The sequence below is a fragment of the Geodermatophilus chilensis genome (assembly GCF_002802985.1).
Lineage (GTDB): Bacteria > Actinomycetota > Actinomycetes > Mycobacteriales > Geodermatophilaceae > Geodermatophilus > Geodermatophilus chilensis.
In genome coordinates, this window is sequence record NZ_NVPT01000018.1 from 26870 (window position 1) to 43931 (window position 17062).

The 17062-nt window shown below is 75.6% G+C and carries 14 protein-coding genes and 1 pseudogene; 4 read left to right on the forward strand and 11 right to left on the reverse strand.

All coding sequences use genetic code 11. From position 1 onward, the window contains the following. The 6 genes and pseudogenes from CNO22_RS04915 to CNO22_RS04945 all read right to left on the reverse strand — a co-directional run bounded on the left by CNO22_RS04915 (position 1) and on the right by CNO22_RS04945 (position 7627). Complete coding sequence (locus CNO22_RS04915; RefSeq protein ID WP_198588112.1) at positions 1 to 1029, reverse strand: hypothetical protein; 1029 nt, start codon at positions 1027 to 1029, stop codon at positions 1 to 3. Then, a pseudogene (locus CNO22_RS04925) lies at positions 1026 to 2552 on the reverse strand (FAD-dependent oxidoreductase). The gene CNO22_RS04915 and the pseudogene CNO22_RS04925 overlap by 4 nt, the downstream one beginning before the upstream one ends. After that, positions 2438 to 3502, reverse strand: a complete 1065-nt coding sequence (locus tag CNO22_RS04930; protein WP_100498229.1) for an acyl-CoA dehydrogenase family protein — start codon at positions 3500 to 3502, stop codon at positions 2438 to 2440. The pseudogene CNO22_RS04925 and the gene CNO22_RS04930 overlap by 115 nt, the downstream one beginning before the upstream one ends. Continuing rightward, entirely contained in the window at positions 3499 to 4635 is a 1137-nt protein-coding gene (locus tag CNO22_RS04935) for an acyl-CoA dehydrogenase family protein (RefSeq protein WP_100498230.1), read from the reverse strand. Before CNO22_RS04935 ends, CNO22_RS04930 begins: the two co-directional genes overlap by 4 nt. A 63-nt stretch (positions 4636 to 4698) precedes the next feature. After that, on the reverse strand, positions 4699 to 5436 hold the full coding sequence (locus tag CNO22_RS04940; RefSeq protein WP_100498231.1) for an enoyl-CoA hydratase/isomerase family protein: 738 nt from the start codon (positions 5434 to 5436) through the stop codon (positions 4699 to 4701). Between the two features lie 46 nt (positions 5437 to 5482). Continuing rightward, positions 5483 to 7627 (reverse strand): acetate--CoA ligase family protein, encoded by a 2145-nt coding sequence (locus tag CNO22_RS04945; RefSeq protein WP_100498232.1) that lies wholly within the window; start codon positions 7625 to 7627, stop codon positions 5483 to 5485. A 93-nt stretch (positions 7628 to 7720) separates the two neighbouring features. On the opposite strand from CNO22_RS04945, the gene CNO22_RS04950 reads away from it, so the two are divergent. Continuing rightward, complete coding sequence (locus CNO22_RS04950; protein WP_100498233.1) at positions 7721 to 8386, forward strand: TetR/AcrR family transcriptional regulator; 666 nt, start codon at positions 7721 to 7723, stop codon at positions 8384 to 8386. Positions 8387 to 8743: 357 nt separating this feature from the next. On the opposite strand, the gene CNO22_RS04955 is transcribed toward CNO22_RS04950, so the two are convergent. The 4 genes from CNO22_RS04955 to CNO22_RS04970 form a co-directional block, all read right to left on the reverse strand. Further along, entirely contained in the window at positions 8744 to 9520 is a 777-nt protein-coding gene (locus CNO22_RS04955; protein WP_100498234.1) for a fumarylacetoacetate hydrolase family protein, read from the reverse strand. After that, entirely contained in the window at positions 9520 to 10308 is a 789-nt protein-coding gene (locus tag CNO22_RS04960) for an SDR family oxidoreductase (protein WP_100498235.1), read from the reverse strand. Before CNO22_RS04960 ends, CNO22_RS04955 begins: the two co-directional genes overlap by 1 nt. A gap of 28 nt (positions 10309 to 10336) precedes the next feature. After that, positions 10337 to 11191 (reverse strand): fumarylacetoacetate hydrolase family protein, encoded by an 855-nt coding sequence (locus CNO22_RS04965; RefSeq protein WP_100498236.1) that lies wholly within the window; start codon positions 11189 to 11191, stop codon positions 10337 to 10339. A gap of 74 nt (positions 11192 to 11265) precedes the next feature. After that, a complete protein-coding gene (locus CNO22_RS04970) occupies positions 11266 to 12153 on the reverse strand; it encodes a dihydrodipicolinate synthase family protein (protein ID WP_100498237.1) in 888 nt (295 codons plus the stop codon). A gap of 139 nt (positions 12154 to 12292) precedes the next feature. On the opposite strand from CNO22_RS04970, the gene lhgO reads away from it, so the two are divergent. Continuing rightward, on the forward strand, positions 12293 to 13504 hold the full coding sequence (gene lhgO / locus CNO22_RS04975; RefSeq protein WP_100498238.1) for an L-2-hydroxyglutarate oxidase: 1212 nt from the start codon (positions 12293 to 12295) through the stop codon (positions 13502 to 13504). Positions 13505 to 13574: 70 nt separating this feature from the next. Then, a complete protein-coding gene (locus CNO22_RS04980; protein ID WP_232806801.1) occupies positions 13575 to 14738 on the forward strand; it encodes an MFS transporter in 1164 nt (387 codons plus the stop codon). Positions 14739 to 14812: 74 nt separating this feature from the next. Here CNO22_RS04980 and CNO22_RS04985 read toward each other — a convergent pair whose 3' ends face one another. Next, on the reverse strand, positions 14813 to 15250 hold the full coding sequence (locus CNO22_RS04985) for a hypothetical protein (protein ID WP_100498240.1): 438 nt from the start codon (positions 15248 to 15250) through the stop codon (positions 14813 to 14815). Positions 15251 to 15411: 161 nt separating this feature from the next. Between CNO22_RS04985 and CNO22_RS04990 the strand changes: the two genes are divergently transcribed. Next, positions 15412 to 16944, forward strand: a complete 1533-nt coding sequence (locus CNO22_RS04990; protein WP_332870059.1) for an HNH endonuclease signature motif containing protein — start codon at positions 15412 to 15414, stop codon at positions 16942 to 16944. Positions 16945 to 17062: the final 118 nt, after the last annotated feature.

The window sequence follows — 17062 nt, forward strand, 5'->3', positions numbered from 1 at the left end:
TCAGGAACGGGCGGGCACGGCGCGCGACACCGCCGCCGTCGCTCCGAACGACGGGATCCACACCGAGTGCTTCCCCGCTCCCCCGGCCACCAGCACGTGCAGCCTCTCCGGGCCGGTGCTCACCGGGTACGCGTCGCCGTCGGGCAGCACGCCCCAGTCCTCGAACTGCCGCTGGTTGGCCTCCGAGACCCTCGACACCGGGATCCGCGCCCGCTCCCACAGCGCGTCGCGGACCGCGTCGGCCGTCCACCCGTCGCGGGCGAACGTCGCTGCGTGCTCCGGGCCGAGCACCAGGAAGTGCGGGCCCTTCACGTACACGTTGTTCGACCCCGGCTGGGCCATCGTCCCGGCGATGGTGAGCAGCAGGTCCTCGGCCGTCGTCCCGCCGTGGTCGTTGACGTTGTGCGGCCCCTCCGTCGCCGCGACGGTCACCACCGACTCCCCCGGCGCGAAGCCGCGGCGCACCGAGAACGGCGGGAACGGGCTCTCCTCCTCGTTCTCCCCGAAGCAGAAGGTGTACTTCGCCGGCCCGCCCTGCGTCGCCCGGTCCATGACGCCCGGCCGCGCCCCGCCGACGTGCGTGGTCACCAGCTGCACCGCCCGGCCGATGACCGCGTTGGCGCGGGTGCCCTGGCCCAGACAGTTGCTGCCGGAGTTGATGCCCAGCTCCGCGCGCACCGGGCCGCTCACCACGACCATCGGCGCGCACGGGTGCGTCGTCGCCAGCACGCCGTGCAGGTTGTACTCGGGCGCCTGCAGCGCGCGGACCGCGGCCAGCACCACCGGCAGGTCCGCCGGCCGGCACCCGGCCATCACCCCGTTGGCCGCGAGGCTCTCCCGGGTCGGCACCAGCCCGGACGGCGGCAGCGGCCCCAGCTCCAGGTCGATGCCGTCGAGCGCGGCCAGCGCCGCCGCGACCCGGGCCGGCGTCGGGGCCACCAGCGGCAGCCCGTCACCCCAGCCGCGGCGGTACGCCTCCTCCTGCCAGCTCTCCTCGGTCACCCCGGGCAGGTCGAGCACGGCACTCACGACAGACCCCTCGCCTCGTCGGCCATCCGCAGCAGCTCGGCCGCCGCACCGTCGATCCGCCCGGCCAGCTCATCGGCGTTCAGCCCGCCGACCGGGTGCGGGACGACGACGAGCCGCGGCTGCACCCGTCGCGCCTGGGCCTGCGCCTGCACCAGCGGCAGGAACGTCTCGGTCACCACCAGGGGTGCCACGACGCCGCGCTTCTCCAGTTCCACCGAGTCGTGGAGACTCCACGACGAGCACGAGCCCTAGTCGGCGACCGCGACCAGCACCATCTTGAAGCGCTGCGACAGCCAGTCGATCTGGTCCTCCTCGGCCGGCATCGAGGCGCTCTCCTTGGCCGCGAAGCCCAGTTCCGGCAGGCCCCAGTGCGCCTGCAGCCGCGCACCCAGCCCGCGCAGCAGCTCGGTCGCGTTCGGCTTGGAGTTGGTGAACAGCGCGACGTCGGTCCACGTCGCCGTGCTGGCGGCGGTGTCCACCGGCCCGGCGTCGTCCTCGGGCAGCACGCCGTACGTCGGGTCGACGATGCGCAGCGACCCGGCCGCGGCCGACAGCGCTGCCACCGCGGCCTCCCCGGCGGCGCGACCGTCGGCCTCGGCCGCGGCCAGCGACTGCTCCGCCCCGGCGCCCGCGTCGCCGGCCACGAGCACGCCGTCCCCCGGCAGCACGCGGCCCTCCGCGTCGGCGGACAGCCCGGCCACCAGGCCCTCCGGGCCGCGGCGGCCCACGAACGGGAACACCCCCGCGACCCCCAGCTCGCGCTCCCCGTCGGCCGTGCGGACGGCGAGCCCCGACAGCACGCCCTCGCCGCGCAGCGCGGTGACGGTCGCACCGGTCACCACCTCGACCGGCTCGGCCGCCGCCAGCCGCGCCGCGCGATCCGGCGACCAGCGCGGCGCGCCCGGCACCAGCACGGTCACCGCCGACGCGAAGCCGGCCAGCTCGAGCGCCTCCTCCGCCGTCCACTCGTCGTCGCCGACCACGGCGACCGCGCGGCCGCGGAACAGCGGCCCGTCGCAGCCCGCGCAGGTGGAGACGCCCCGGCCGACGAGCGCCTCCTCCCCCGGCAGTCCCAGCCGCCCGGCGGACAGCCCGGCCGCGACGACGACCACCCCGGCGGCCACCTCGCCGTCGGCGGTCTCCAGCCGCGCCGGCGTCCCGGGGTGCACCCGGGTGACCTCGGTGTGGGCGATCCGCACACCGGCGCCCTCGGCCGCCGCGGTCAGCGCCGCCGTCAGCTCGGGACCGGTCCCGCCGGGGTGGTCGTGCAGCGTCGTCAGGTTGACCAACTGCCCACCCGGGCTCATCCGTTCGTAGGCGACGACGCGCAACCCGCGCTCGGCGGCGGTCCGCGCGGCGGTGAGGCCGGCGATCCCCGCGCCGACGACGGCGACGTCCCAGTCGGTGTTCACGCGACCAGCCCCCTCGAGATGTGCGGCCACAACGCGTCGGCGCCCTCGGCGGCCAGCCGGCGGCCCAGCTCGCGGCTCCAGTACCGCTCGCCGCCGAACTCGTCGCGCCACGACCACAGCCGGCGGGTGAGCTGGCCCAGCTCGTACTCCTTGGTCATGCCGATCGCGCCGTGCGCCTGGTGGGCCGCCCGGGCGGCGACCGTCGCCGCCTCGCCGGCCGCCGCCTTGGCCGCCGCGACGTCGTCGAACGCGGGGTCCGGCCGGGCGTTCAGCGCGGCGACCTGCGCCGCGAGCCCGGCCAGCTGGGCCTCCTCCGCGATCGTCACCAGGTGCGCCTGCACCGCCTGGAAGCGGGCCACCGGGCGGCCGAACTGCTGGCGCTCGCCGGTGTAGCGCACGGTGAGCTCGGTGACCCGGGCCAGCGCGCCGGCGATCTGCGCTGTGCGGGCCAGTGCCCCGCGCAGCCGCAGCGCCGCGGTGTCCACCCCGTCCGGGGCCGGGGCGATGTCCGCGTCGGCGAGCTCGACGTCGTCCCACACGAGGGTGTCGCGCGGCTCGGCGGCGAGGTTGCGGCCCGGCGTGACGGTCGCCGCGTCGATCGGCGCCGCGACGACGAACCGCTGCCCGCCGCTCTCGGCGAGGGCGACCACCCGGGTGCTGCGCCCGCCCCACGGCACCCGGCTCAGCCGCGCGGAGAACCGCCGCCCGGTGAGCTCCGCGACGTCGTCGGGTCGGCCGACCGCCACCGACAGCGGGCCCCCGGGCAGCTCCAGCCCGGCGGCGGCCAGCGCCCAGCCGGCGAGCAGCCCGGTCTCGGCCAGCGGCACCGGGGCGGCGAACCGGCCGGCGACGGTCAGCAGCGCGCAGGCGTCGGCGACGTCCCCGCCGGAGCCGCCGGCCGCCTCGGGCACCGACACCAGCGGGAAGCCGGCCTCGGTGAGCGCGTCCCAGAGCCGCCCGCTCCAGCCGGTCGCCTCCGCGGCGACGACGTCCTCGGGCGTGCACAGGTCGCGGAACAGGCCGGTCGCGACCTCGGTCAGCATTCGCCGGTCGTCACTCATGCGGCCAGCCCCTTCGCGGCGACGGAGCGGAGGATCTCGGTGGTGCCGCCGCGCAGCGTGTACGACGGCGAGGTCAGCACCGCCTCGGCGAGCAGCGCCTGGAACAGCGAGTCCGAGCCCTGGTCCGGCTCGGACTCCGCCGCCTCGCGCAGCGCCTCGACGAGGTCCTGCTCGAAACGGGTGCCGACCTCCTTGACCAGCGCCGCCTCGACCGCGGGCGCCTCGCCCGCGTCGAGCGCGCGGGCGACCGACAGCGACAGGTGCCGGATCGCCCGTGCGCGGGCGGCCAGCCGGCCGAGGACGGCGGCCTCCTCGCCGGAGACGGCCGGCCCCCGCTCGCGCAGCCACGCGCGCAGCACCGGGAAGGTCGACAGCCAGCGGTCCGGACCGGAGCGCTCGTAGGCCAGCTCGCTGGTCACCTGCTTCCAGCCGGAGCCGAGCTCGCCGAGCACCATGTGGTCCGGTACGAAGACGTCCTCGAGCGCGACCTCGTTGAAGTGGTGCGAGCCGTCGAGGTACGGGATCGGTGAGATGCGGACGCCGTCCGCGTGCAGGTCGACGATCAGCTGGGACAGCCCGGCGTGCTTGTTGCCCTCCTCCATCGGCGAGGTCCGGCAGAGGACGGCGAAGTAGTGGTTGTTGTGCGCCTCGCTGGTCCACACCTTGGTGCCGGTGACCGTCCAGCCGCCCTCGACCCGGGTGGCGCGGGTACGCACCGAGGCGAGGTCGGAACCGGAGTCGGGCTCGCTCATGCCGAGGGAGAAGTAGACCTCGCCGGCGGCGATGCCGGGCAGGAACCTCCGCCGCTGCTCTTCGGTGCCGAAGTGCAGCAGCGCCGGCGCGGTCTGCCGGTCGGCGACGAAGTGCGCCCCGATCGGCGCGCCGGCGGCGAGCAGCTCCTCCGCGACGACGAACCGGTCGACCGCGCTGCGGCCGTGCCCGCCGTACTCGGGCGGGATGGCCATGCCGACCCAGCCGCGCTTCGCCAGCGTGCGGGAGAACTCGGGGTCGTGCCGGCCGGCGAAGCCGAGCGCGGGCCGGTGGTCCGGTGGCAGCTCGGTGGCGAGGAACGCGCGCACCTCGGCGCGCAGCGCCTCCTCGGCGGGGCTGAGCACGGTGGGGGCGAACTGCACGGCGTCCCTCCTGGGGGTGGGCCCCGCCGGGCCGGCGCCGTTGCCGGCCCGGCGGGGGTCGGGTCAGGCGGTCTCGCGCCGCCGCTGGGACCACATCTGGGTGGCCCGCTCGAAGTGCAGCGCGGCCTCCCAGCCGATCCCGGGCGGGCCGGCCTCGGTGCGGAAGGAGCGGGCCGCCTCCCGGGCCAGCTCGGGGTCCTTGGCCGCGCGGCCGGCGAGCTCGAGGGCGAGGTCCTCGACCTGGTCGTCGGGCACCGCCTTCCACGCCAGGCCGATCTCGGCGGCGCGGACACCGTCGATCTCCTCGCTGAACAGCCCCATGGCGGCGGTGGCCTCGCGGCCCGCCGTCCGGCTGCTGATCGTGAAGTAGCCGCCGCCCGGGTGCAGGCCGATGCGCAGGAAGCCGGCCAGCAGCCGGGCGTCCTCGGCGACGATGCGCAGGTCGGTGGAGAGCGCCAGGTTGATGCCGGCGCCGACCGCGGCACCGCGCACCGCGGCGATCGTCGGCACCTGCAGCGTGCCCACCCGGCGGAAGGCGGTGTAGACCGCGCCGAGCTCCTTGTAGGTCTTGTCCTCGGCCTGGTCGCTACCCGGCGTCCACCGCCGGCGGTCCGCGCCCGAGCAGAACGTGCCGCCCGCCCCGCGGACGACGGCCGCGCCGATCGCCGGGTCGGCGTCCACCTCGTCGCACAGCTCCGACAGCTGCAGCCCCATCTCCGGGGTGAGCCCGTTCTTGACGTCGGGCGAGTCGACCGTGAACACGGCGACGCCGCCGTGCCGCTCCAACTGGATCTGTCCCACGCTGGGTGTCCTGCCTCTCTGCTGGGGGGTGGTCTGCCGAGGATGCCTACTCGCCCACGGGCTCCCGCGAGCCGGTGGTGCGCACGAGGACGTCGACGGCGGTGGCGCCCCGCCCACGCGGCGCGACGATGAGCGGGTTGACCTCGAACTCGGTCAGCCGGTCGCCCGCGGCGAGCGCGGCCTGCGCCAGCCGGGCGACGGCGTCCACCGCGGCCGGGACGTCGGCGGGCTCGGCGCCGCGGAAGCCGGCCAGCAGCGGCCAGGCCCGCAGGCTGCGCAGCATCGCCCACGCCTCCTCCGGGGTCACCGGCGCCAGCGCCGAGGCGAGGTCGCGGTACAGCTCGGTGGTGACCCCGCCGAGGCCGACGGTCACCACGGGCGGGAAGCCGTCGCGCCCGGCGGTCACCGCGAGGATCAGCTCGGTGCCCGGCGGGACGAGCTCCTGCACGAGCACGCCCTCGACCCCGGGGACGTGGTGCGCCCGCGCGGCGTCGAGCAGCTCGGTGAAGACGGCGGCCGCCTCGTCGGGGCCCACGCCCACCCGCACCCCGCCGACCTCGCTCTTGTGCGCCAGGTCCCCGGCGGCCAGCTTGAGCACGCCCGGGCCGGGCAGCGCGGCGACCGCCTCCCGCGCCGCCTCGGGGGTGGTCACCAGCGTGGACGACGGCTGCGCGATGCCGACCGTCCGCAGCAGCGCCGCGCCGTCCACCACCGGGGCCTCGAGCAGCGCGCGCACCTCCGCGGCCGGGACCTCGGGCACCGGCGGCAGCGGCGGCGGGGTGCCGCGGTGCCGCTGCGGGGCCAGCCGGGCGGCGACCCGGGCGAGGTCGCCGACCGAGCCGAACACCGGGACGCCGGCCTCGCGGAAGACCCGTCGTCCCTCGACGGTGAGCTCCTGCCCGGCGATCCAGCCGACGAGCAGCGGGCACGGGAGCTTGGCGGCCGTGGCAACGAGGTCCTCGGCCAGCCGGGCGCCGGCTTCGCCGACGACCATGGTCACGAGGACGGCGACGACGTCCACCGCGTCGTCCTCGGCGATGATCCGGCAGACGTCGCCGAAAGCGTGCGCGCCCCGGTTGAACAGCTGCGCGGTGACGTCGACCGGGTTGGCCAGCGCGCCGAAGGGCGGGATCAGCGGGCGCAGCCGCGCCTGGGTGGCGGCCGAGAGCTCGAGCAGCTGCAGGCCGACGTCCTCGCACTGGTCGGCGGCCAGGCTGCCGGCTCCGCCGGAGGTCGTGACGACGGCGACCCGCGGCCCCTCCGCCGGCTTCCCGGCAGCCAGCACCGCGGCGACCGCGAGCAGCTCGTCGATGTCCTCGACGAGCACCACGCCGTATCGCCGGGAGGTGAGCACGAAGGCGACGTCGTCGCCGAGCATCGAGCCGGTGTGGCTGGCCACGGCCCGGCGCCCGGCGCTGGACCGCCCGGAGCGCAGCACGACCAGGTGCTTGCCGGCCTCCTGGGCGCGGCGGGCCAGCTCGGCGTAGGCGGCGCCGTCGCCGGTGGCCTCCACGTAGAGCATCAGCACCCGCACCGTCGGGTCGGCCAGCAGGTGCAGCGAGACCTCGGTCAGGTCGAGGTCGGCCTGGTTGCCGGTGCTGAACCACGCCGCCAGGCCCAGCCCCATGTCGGTGGCGAGGTCGAGCACCGAGCCGCCGACCGCACCGCTCTGCCCGACGTAGGCCACACCGCTGCCCGAGGTCAGCGGCCGGTCGGCGGCGGCCGTGAAGGTCGCCACCACGCCGGTGGGCGCGTAGAGGAAGCCCTGGCAGTTCGGCCCGACGACGCGGACGCCGGTCTCCCGTGCCACCGCCGTCAGCCGCTGCTGGAGCGCCACGCCCTCGGGGCCGACCTCGGCGAACCCGGAGGCGTAGACGACGGCCGCCTTGGCGCCGACCGCGGCGGCCTGCCGGATAGCGTCCTCGACCCGGTCGGCGGCGACGAGCACGAGCACCAGGTCGACCGGGCCCGGGACGTCGGCCAGCGTCGGGTAGCAGCGCCGGCCCACCAGCTCCTCGTAGTTCGGGTTGACCGGGTGGATGCCGCCCTCGTAGCCGTGCTCGACCAGGTAGCGAAGCGGCCGGGACATGAGGTTCTCCGACCGGCCCGAGATGCCCAGCAGCGCGATCCCGCGCGGCCGCAGCAGCGCCTGCAACCCGTCGTCGTCCGGGGGCGGCGTGGACGCGGTCATCGGGGGAACGCCTCCTCGGGAGCACGACAGGGCAGCTGATCGCAGCTAAGTTGACATCGACGTCAATGTCAACGAGTGCGCCCGGAGGAGCCCGTGCCTGCTGCCGACCCGTCCGCCGGCACGACCGCTCCCCCGGCCGTGCCGACCACCGAGCGCGGCCGCCGGATGCGGGCCCGGCTGCTCGCCGCAGCCCGAGAGGTCTTCGAGCGCGACGGCTTCCTCGAGGCCCGCGTCACCGACATCTCGGCGGCGGCCGGCGCCGCGCACGGCAGCTTCTACACGTACTTCGGCTCCAAGACCGCCGTCTTCCGGGCGCTCGTGGCCGAGACGATGGACGACCTCTACGCCTCGATGGCCACCCGCGGCGAGGCCGGTCCGCCGGACGGGTCCCCCGCCGAGGTCGCGGTGCACCGCATCGACCAGGCCAACCGCCGGTTCGTCGCCATGTACCGGCAGAACACCGCGCTCATGGCGCTCTTCGAGCAGGTGACCACCTTCGACCCGGAGGTCCGCGCCCAGCGGCAGGCGGCCCGGGAGCGCAACGTCGGCCGGGTGCGGCACAGCATCGAGCAGCTCCAGCGCGACGGCCTGGTCGCCGCCGACCTCGACGCCGAGTACGCCGCCCACGCGCTGGTCGCCATGGTCAACGGCGCGGTGCACTACTGGCTGGTGCTCGACGGTGAGTTCGAGGAGGAGCGGCTCGTCGCCACCCTGACCCGGCTGTGGGCCCAGGCCCTGGGTCTCCCGGTGCGCAGCTGACCGAGGCGTACCGACCTGCCCCGCTGACGGTCACCCCCTGCCCACCATGCGGGGCAAGGGCTGAGCGCGTGAGACGAGGACATCCAGCCATCCTCAGGCCCTGCCCACGATGCGGGGCAGGTGCTGAGGATGCCGGTGAGGAGCTCCCTCCTCCCTCCACCCCTGCCCACCGTGCGGGGCAGGGGTGGAGCATCCGTGAGGCCGTCCCACCTGCCGGCGACGCACCGCTCCCGCACGGTCCGACCTGTCCCCCGGAGGGTCAGCCGCTGCTCCCACCTGTGAGCACGGGCTGACTCTCCCGGGCGAGGACGTCTGTCAGGAACGGGGCCCGTACCCGGAGGACCGGCCTCCCCGGGCTCAGCTCGCGACGATGCGGGTGGACAGCGAACCGATGCCCTCGATGCTCACGGTCACCTCGTCGCCGGCCTGCAGCGGACCGACACCGGCCGGGGTGCCGGTCAGCACCACGTCGCCGGGCAGCAGGGTCATCGTCTGGCTGACCCAGGACACGCACGCGGCGACGTCGAGCAGCATGTCCGCGGTCGTGCCGTCCTGGCGCACCTCGCCGTTCACCGTCGTCCGCAGCGGCAGCGCCGACGGGTCCACGTCGGTCTCCACCCACGGCCCCAGCGGGCAGGACCGGTCGAAGCCCTTCGCGCGGGTCCACTGCTTCTCGGCCCGCTGCATGTCCCGCATCGTCAGGTCGTTGGCGACCGTGTAGCCGAGGACGACGTCGGCCACCCCCTCCGCCGGGACCCGCGTGCACTCCCGGCCGATGACGACCGCCAGCTCGCCCTCGAAGTGCAGGTTCTCCGTGTCCGGCGGGTAGGGCATCTCGGCGTCCGGGCCGACGACCGACGTGGAGAACTTGGCGAACACGACCGGGATCTCCGGCACCTCGTTGCCCAGCTCGCGGGCGTGCTCGGCGTAGTTGCGGCCGAGGCACAGCACCTTGCTCGGCTCGACCGGGGCCAGCAGCCGCACCTCGGCCAGCGGGGTGCGCTCCCCCGTCGTCCGGATCCCGTCGAAGGGCGGACCCTCCAGGCGGACGACGACCGCGTCGCCGCCGTCTCCCTCGACGAGGCCGTACGACGCCGGGCCGCCGGCGACGGGCTCATAGCGGGCGATGCGCATCAGATGGCCCGGACCATGCCGCCGTCGACCAGGAAGTTCTGACCGGTGACGTAGGTGTTGGCGCCCGAGGCGAGGAACGCCGCCACCTTGCCGAACTCCTCCGCGGTGCCGTAGCGGCCCAGCGGGATGCTCTTCTCGCTCTGCGCGCGGACCTCCTCGACCGACTGCCCGGTCTTCTCGGCGCGCCCGGCGTCGAGCGAGGCGACGCGGTCGGTGGCGATCCGGCCGGGGCCGATCGTGTTGACCAGCACGCCGTCCCCGGCCACCTCGAGCGCGACGCTCTTGGCCAGCCCGAGCAGGCCCACCCGGAACGTGTTGGACAGCGTGAGGTTCTCGATCGGCTGCTTGATCGACGAGGACGCGACGGTGACGATCCGGCCCCAGCCCTGTTCGCGCATGTGCGGCAGCACGCCGCGGAACAGCCGCACGGTGGAGAGCAGGTTCAGCTCGAAGGCCTGCTGCCACTGGGTGTCGTCTAGCGCGTCGAACCCGCCCGGCGGGGGCCCGCCGGCGTTGTTCACCAGCACGTCGACGCCGCCGAGGCGCTCCCGTGTCTCGCGCAGCAGCCGGTCGAGGTCGGCGGCGTCGGAGACGTCGGCCGGGCAGTGCTCGACCTGCACGCCGGTCGCGTCGGCGATCTCCGCGGCCGTCCGCGCCAGCTGGTCGGCGCCGCGACTGGAGATCATCACCCGCGCGCCCTCGGCGGCCAGCTGGGTGGCGGTGGCACGGCCCAGGCCCTTGGAGGCGGCGGTGACCAGGGCGACCCGGCCGGTGAGTTCGAGGTCCATCGGATGCGCTCCGTCGGTTGGGGGGCCGTCAGGCCACGGGGTTGATGAGCTCGCGGAAGCCGGTGATCTGCACGCCGGCGGTGTCGCCGGAGCGGATGTGCACCGCTCCGGGCGTGCCGGTCGAGATGACGTCGCCGGGCAGCAGGGTCATGACCCGCGAGTGGAAGGCGACCAGCCACCACGGCCGGAAGGTCATGTTCGAGACGACGTTGCGCCGGTGCACCTGCCCGTTGTGGACCGTCGCGACCTCGAGCGCGTCGACGTCGTCCACCTCGTCGACGGTCACCAGCTCCGGGCCGAAGCTGAAGAAGGTGTCGAAGCTCTTCGACCGGGTGAGGTAGCGCGGGTTCTTCTCGAGGATGTCCTCGGCGGTCATGTCGACGATCGTGGTAAAACCGGCGACCACCGAGGGGGCGTCGGCCTCGTCGACGTCCTTACACTCGCGGCCGATGACCACGCCCAGCTCGCCCTCGGCGGTGGTGCGCTGCGACTGCGGCGGGATCCGGATCGGGTCACCGGGGCCGATGATCGCGGTGTCGGGCTTGAGGAAGCTGGCCGGCTCGGTCGAGGGTGCCTTCTCCGACAGGTCGGCGGCGTGCTCGACGTAGTTCAGCCCGATGCCCCAGATCTTGCGCGGCCGGCGGTAGAGCGGTGCGTACACCAGCTGCTCCTGCGGCAGGACCAGCCCGTCGAGCCGGGCGGCGTCCTGGCCGGCCACCCAGTCGCGCAGCTCCTCGACCCGGCCGCGCTCGAGCAGCTCCTGCACGGTCCCCGGCCAGTCGGTGCCGAAGGCGTCGTTCAGCGCGGTCAGCGGCACCGCGCCACCGGGGCGCACCAGCGCCCCCGGCTCGGCGCCGTCCAGTCGCAGCGTCGTCAGTCGCACGGGCGTGTCCTCTCGCAGGCGGGACCCCGGGCGCGCGGCAGCGCGGCACCGGAGCGGTGGGTGGGACGGCAGGGCTACAGGCCGACGGCGGCGATGAGGTCGTCGAGCTCGGCGAGGGTCAGCTCATCGACCGGCGGCGCCGGGAAGCGGGCGTGCGGCGAGGCGATCGCGCCGCGGCGGGCGAAGACCTGCTTGCGGATGGTCACCCCGCCGACGCCGAGCTGGGCCTCGTAGCGGATCAGCGGCAGATACCGGAAGAAGAACTCCTGCGCGCCGGCCCGGTCGCCGGCGACGAACCGCTCGTAGGTGCCGACCAGCACCTGCGGGAAGCCGAAGCCGGTCATGATGCCGTCGGCGCCGCGCAGCAGCTCCTCGTACAGGTAGAGCCCGCCGAGGCCGCCGAAGACGCCCACCGGCTCCTTCGCCCGCTGCTTCACCGCAGTGATCTTCGGCAGCGTCGGCGTCTCCTCGAGCTTGAGGTAGCGGCAGCCCGCGATCTCGTCGAGCAGCCGCACGAGGAACGGCGCGGGCATCACGACCCCGGTGTTCACCGGCTCGTCCTGGACGACGACCGGCACCGACACCGCCTCGGCGACGAGCCGGAAGTGCTCGAAGACCAGGTTGAGGTTCCGGGTGTTGTCCGGCGGGGCGAGCATGACCGCCGCGGCGCCGGCGTCCTCCGCGCGGCGGGCGTAGTCCAGCGCCATGCGGGTGGCCCGCGCCGAGACGCCGGCGACGACCGGCACCCGGCCGGCCGTGGCCTGCAGGTAGCGGCGCAGCACCCGCTCGCGCTCCTCGTCGAGGAGCTTGGCGGCCTCGCCCATGATCCCGAGGACCGTCAGCCCGTGCGCCCCGGCGCCGAGGTAGTCCTCGACGAGGGTGTCGATGCTGCCCTCGTCGACCTCGCCGTCGTCGGTGAACGGGGTCAGTGTGATCGGTAGCACACCCGTGAGCGCGGTCATCGGGAACTACCCTGCGGACGGGGACGACGGCCTCGGGCCGGGAGGGCGACGGGGATCACACCGGTCACCGTAGCCGCCGGGCCGTGGGTCCCCAGGCCTGCCCCGCGGTGACGCGGCGGCACCCGGAGGACGGAGGACGATGCCGGTCCAGCGATACGCCGTGGTCGGTGGGGGGATCATCGGGACGGCGGTGGCCCGCCGGCTGCTCGCCGAGCGGCCCGACGCCGAGGTGACGGTCCTGGAGAAGGAGCCCCGGCTCGCCGCCCACCAGACCGGCCGCAACTCCGGCGTCGTGCACGCCGGCCTCTACTACGAGCCCGGCTCGCTCAAGGCCACGCTGTGCCGGCGCGGGGTCGCCCTGCTCAAGGAGTTCTGCGCCGAGCACGGGCTGCCCTACGACGAGATCGGCAAGGTGCTCGTGGCGCTCGACGGCGCCGAGGAGCGGCGGCTGGGCGCGATCGCCGAGCGGGCCCGCGCCAACGGCGTCCCCGGCGTCCGGGTGATCGACCGGGGGGAGCTGCGCGAGCTCGAGCCGCACGTCAGCGGCATCGCCGCGCTGCACTCGCCGACGACCGCGATCGTCGACTACGTCGCGGTCACCGAGCAGCTGGCGGCCGACGCCCGCGCGGCCGGGGCGACGGTCCGCACCGGCTTCGAGGTGGCCGCGTTCCGGTCCGCCGACGGGGAGGTCGTCGTCGGCGGCACGTCCGGCGAGGAGGTCGTCGCCGACCGGGTGGTGCTCTGCGCGGGCCTGCAGGTCGACCGGCTGGCCCGCCTGGCCGGGGACGACGACGCCCCGCGGATCGTGCCCTTCCGCGGCGAGTACTACGCGCTCACACCGGAGAAGCGGAGCCTGGTCAACGGCCTGGTCTACCCGGTCCCCGACCCCCGCTACCCGTTCCTCGGGGTGCACCTGACCCCGCGGGTGGACGGCGAGGTGCTGGTCGGCCCCAACGCCGTCCTGGCGCTGGCCCGCGAGGGCTACCGGTGGCGCGACGTCTCCCCCGCCGAGCTGGCCGCGATCGCCCGCTTCCCCGGGTTCCGGCGCTTCGCGAGGCAGCACTGGCGCACCGGCCTGGCGGAGATGCGCGGGTCGCTGTCCAAGCGGGCCTACACCGCGGCGGCCCGCCGCTACGTGCCCGAGCTGACCGTCGAGGACATGGTGCCGGCGGCCGCGGGGATCCGCGCCCAGGCGCTGGAGTCCGACGGCAGCCTGGTCGACGACTTCCGGATCACCCGGCGGGGCGCTGTGGTGGCCGTGCGCAACGCGCCCTCCCCCGCCGCCACGTCGTCGCTGGCGATCGCCGAGCACCTCGTCGGCGTGCTGCTGGCCGAGGACGGCCGGCCGTGAGCCGGGCCTCGTGAGCGGCGGCCGGGGACGGCCCGCGGGCCCGGCCCGTGCGGCGACCGCGGCGGTCACGGTGACCACCGCGGGCGTGCTCCCGGCCTACCTCGTCGGCGTGCTGTGGGTGCAGGTGCGCGCCGACCTCGGCCTCAGCACCTCCCTGCTCGGCCTGCTGGTCGCCGCGTTCTTCGCCACCTCGGCCGTCGCGGCGCTCTCCGCCGGCGCGCTGGTGCGGCGCCTGGGCACCGTGCCGGTTGTGCGCCTCTCCGGGCTGACCGCGGCGGTCACGATGCTCGTGGTGGCGCTGGCCGCCGCCCATCCCGCCGTCCTGGTCGCCGCGCTCGTCGTCGCCGGGTGGGGCAACGGCGTCGGCCAGCCGGCGAGCAACGACCTCATCGCCCGCTCGGTGTCCGCCGGGCGGCAGGGCCTGGCCTACGGCCTCAAGCAGGCGGCGATCCCGCTGTCGACGCTGCTGGCCGGGGTGGCGGTCCCGCTGGTCGCCATCCCGCTGGGCTGGCGCACGGCGTTCGGCCTCGGCGCCGTCCTGGCCCTGCTGGTGGTGCTCTCCGTGCCGGGTCCGCGGCGGCTGGGGTCGGCCGGGTCGTCGTCCCCGCCGTCGGAGGCGGCCGGGCCGTTCCGCCGCGCGCCGCTGTACGTGCTCGCCGCCGGCCTGGCGCTCGGCGCGGGTACCGGCAACGCGCTGGGCGCCTTCTCCGTCAGCACCGCCGTCGCCGGCGGCATCGCCCCCGCGACCGCCGGCGTGCTCGCCGCCGTGGCCAGCGGCGTGGGCGCGCTGGCCCGGGTGCTCTTCGGGTGGCTGGCCGACCGGGTGCGTACCCGCTGGCTGCTCGTCGTCGCCGCGCAGATGTCGGTGGGCGGGCTGTCCTACGCGCTGCTCGGCACCGGCGTCGAGGCGCTCATCGCGATCGGCGCGGTCGTCGGCTACTGCACCGGCTGGGCGTGGGCCGGGCTGTCGACCTACGCCGTCACCCGGATGCACCACGGCATGGCTGCCCAGGCCACGTCGATCACCCAGGGCGGCATGGGCCTGGGCGCCGCGCTCGGGCCGCTGGCGTTCGGCGGCCTGCTCTCGGTCAGCTCCTACGCCGTCGCCTGGACCGCGACCGCCGCCCTCGCCGTCGTCGGCGGGCTGGTCATCGTGCTCGGCCGGCACCTGCTGCTGCGCGAGCGCCCGGCGCTGGTGGCCGCGCACCGCCGCCGGGCCGCCGCCCGCGCCTGAGCGGGCTCCGGGGCGTGCGTGCACTGCGGTGCGCCTGGACGGTCGGTCGCGGCGGGGCCAGGCGACCAGTGGGTTCAGCTGCGCACGGGCCAGGCGGCCAGCGGCGGCTGGTCGTCGCCGTGGCTGCCCCCGGCGTGGGCGACGGCAGCCAGCACGAGGGTGAGGCCGTCGCGGTCCAGGCCGGCGGCCAGGTCGCCGAGGTCGACCGGCTGCCCGTCGGCGAGCGAGGCCGCGGCGCGCAGCAGGCGCAGCTGGCTCCCGCTGCCGCCGATGGTGCCGGCGCGCAGCGCGGCGTCGAGGTCGGGCCAGGCGACCTGCGCCCAGAGCCCGTCGCCGTCGACGTCCCCCAGGACGGAGATCAGGCCGGCACCCTGCAGCTGGGCCAGCCAGTGCCCACTGTTGGCCAGCAGCAGCACCGCGGCCTCGGCGGCGTAGTCGCCGACCGCGGCACGCAGCAGGGCGCTCTCGATGTCGACCAGGTCCAGATCGGTCGCTCTGGGCTCGAGGATCACCGCGTCCCTCCCCGGAGTGCGTGTGGCGTCTCGCCGATCCTGCCCGGACGGTCTGACAGTTCCGGTCGGCGGTGACCTCGATCCGCTGGTCCCGGCCGGTCAGATGCAGATGCGCTGCTCGGCCGCCCGGAACTATCGGACCCCGTACGTATGTTCGGGTCATGGGTCGGATGCGGGGTCAGCAGGCGGTGGAGGAGCTGCTGGTCGACTGGTCGGTGGCCCAGCCGCTGCCCGACCGCCGGCTGCCGGTGTCGCTGCTGACCCGGGAGCAGAAGGCCGCGGAGTTGCAGCGGGTGCAGGCCCGCCGGGCGATGGACGCCGCGTACGAGGCGGAGCTGGTGCTGGGGCTGGCCGACGACACCCCGGACACCCTGGATCCGCCGGCGGACCAGCCGGGTGCGCGGCGGGGATCGTGGGCGCCGGAGCCCGAGCTGCCCGGGGTGGCGCAGTTCTTTTCCGCCGAGCTGGCGGTGGTGCTCAACTGCGGCCGCCGCAGCGCGGCGAACCTGGCCCAGCGGGCGTGGACCTACCGGCAGCACCTGCCCGCCACCTGGGCGGCGCTGGCCGCCGGTGTGCTGGACGAGGCGCGCGCGAAGGTGCTCGCCGACGTGCTCGGCCTGACCTCGCCCGCGCTCGCCCGGCAGATCGAGGCCCAGGTCCTCGCGGAGGCCACCGACCTGTCGACCGGCCGGCTCAAGGCCAAGGCACTGGCCCTGCTACTCAAACTGGACGCCGACGCCGTCGACGCCCGCCGCAAGGACGCCAAGCGGCAAGCCGACGTGCGCACCTATCCCTCCCAGCTGGAGGGCATGGCCACCCTGGCCGCGGAGCTGCCCGCCGACGAGGCCGCCGAGGCCTTCGACCTGATCGACCAGCTGGCCCGGATGGCCAAGGCCGACGGCGATGACCGGCCGATCGGCCAGATCCGGGCCGAGGTCTGCTCGCTGCTGCTGCGCCGCCCCGCCGACCACGGCCTGCCCGGCGTCACGGCGAACGTGACGGTGACCGCCGCCCTGGACGCCCTGGAGGGCACCGCGGCCACGCCGGGATCGGTGAACGGCCTGCCGATCACCGCCGGGCACGTCCGCGAGCTGCTGGCCCGCCTCGGCGCGCTGGGCCTGCGCGCCCCCGAGGGCGGCTCGCTGACCTGCGCGCTCACCGACGCCGACGGGCGGCTGCTCGCGACGGCCACCCTCGAGCAGCTGGCCCGGGCCGCGCGCCGCGGCTGCCCCGACCACCGCACCGGCGACTGCGGCTGCCCGGTGCTGGACCGGCCGCCGCCCACCGAGGCGCACGACCCCACCGAGGCTCAGCACGCCTTCCTCACCACCCGCGACCGGGCCTGCCGCTTTCCCAACTGCGGCCAACGCACCGGCTGGGCCGACCGCGACCACGTCATCCCGCACGCCTGCGGCGGGGCCACCGACTGCGCCAACCTCTGTTGTCTGTGTCGCAGCCACCACCGGCTGAAGACCCACGCCCGCGGCTGGCGGTTCGTCATGGACCCCGACGGCACCCTGCACGTCACCACGCCCTCCGGCGTCACCCGCACCACCCGACCACCCGGGATGCGACCACCACCCGGCCCCGCACCCGCGCCCGATCCACCCGAGCCGGCCGGTGACCCGCCGCCGCACGCGTCGCCCAGCGACGACGATCCACCACCGTTCTCATATGGGGGCTGCCCGTTCTAGGGGCAGGGTGAGGCAGCCTCTCCAGCCGTCGCTCGAGGGGCTGCCTCTGGACCGTTGATGCGGGCCGGTGACGAGCGTGTCGGTGATCGACGCGTGGTCACTCTCATATGCGCGGGTC

What these genes read in the sequence shown, in the direction of transcription:
- CNO22_RS04930 (WP_100498229.1), bottom strand. Translation starts at nt 3,502, where the DNA reads ATGAGTGACGACCGGCGAATGCTGACCGAGGTCGCGACCGGCCTGTTC.
- CNO22_RS04945 (WP_100498232.1), bottom strand. Translation starts at nt 7,627, where the DNA reads ATGACCGCGTCCACGCCGCCCCCGGACGACGACGGGTTGCAGGCGCTG.
- CNO22_RS04955 (WP_100498234.1), bottom strand. Translation starts at nt 9,520, where the DNA reads ATGCGCATCGCCCGCTATGAGCCCGTCGCCGGCGGCCCGGCGTCGTAC.
- CNO22_RS04960 (WP_100498235.1), bottom strand. Translation starts at nt 10,308, where the DNA reads ATGGACCTCGAACTCACCGGCCGGGTCGCCCTGGTCACCGCCGCCTCC.
- CNO22_RS04970 (WP_100498237.1), bottom strand. Translation starts at nt 12,153, where the DNA reads ATGACCGCGCTCACGGGTGTGCTACCGATCACACTGACCCCGTTCACC.
- lhgO (WP_100498238.1), top strand. Translation starts at nt 12,293, where the DNA reads ATGCCGGTCCAGCGATACGCCGTGGTCGGTGGGGGGATCATCGGGACG.
- CNO22_RS04990 (WP_332870059.1), top strand. Translation starts at nt 15,412, where the DNA reads ATGGGTCGGATGCGGGGTCAGCAGGCGGTGGAGGAGCTGCTGGTCGAC.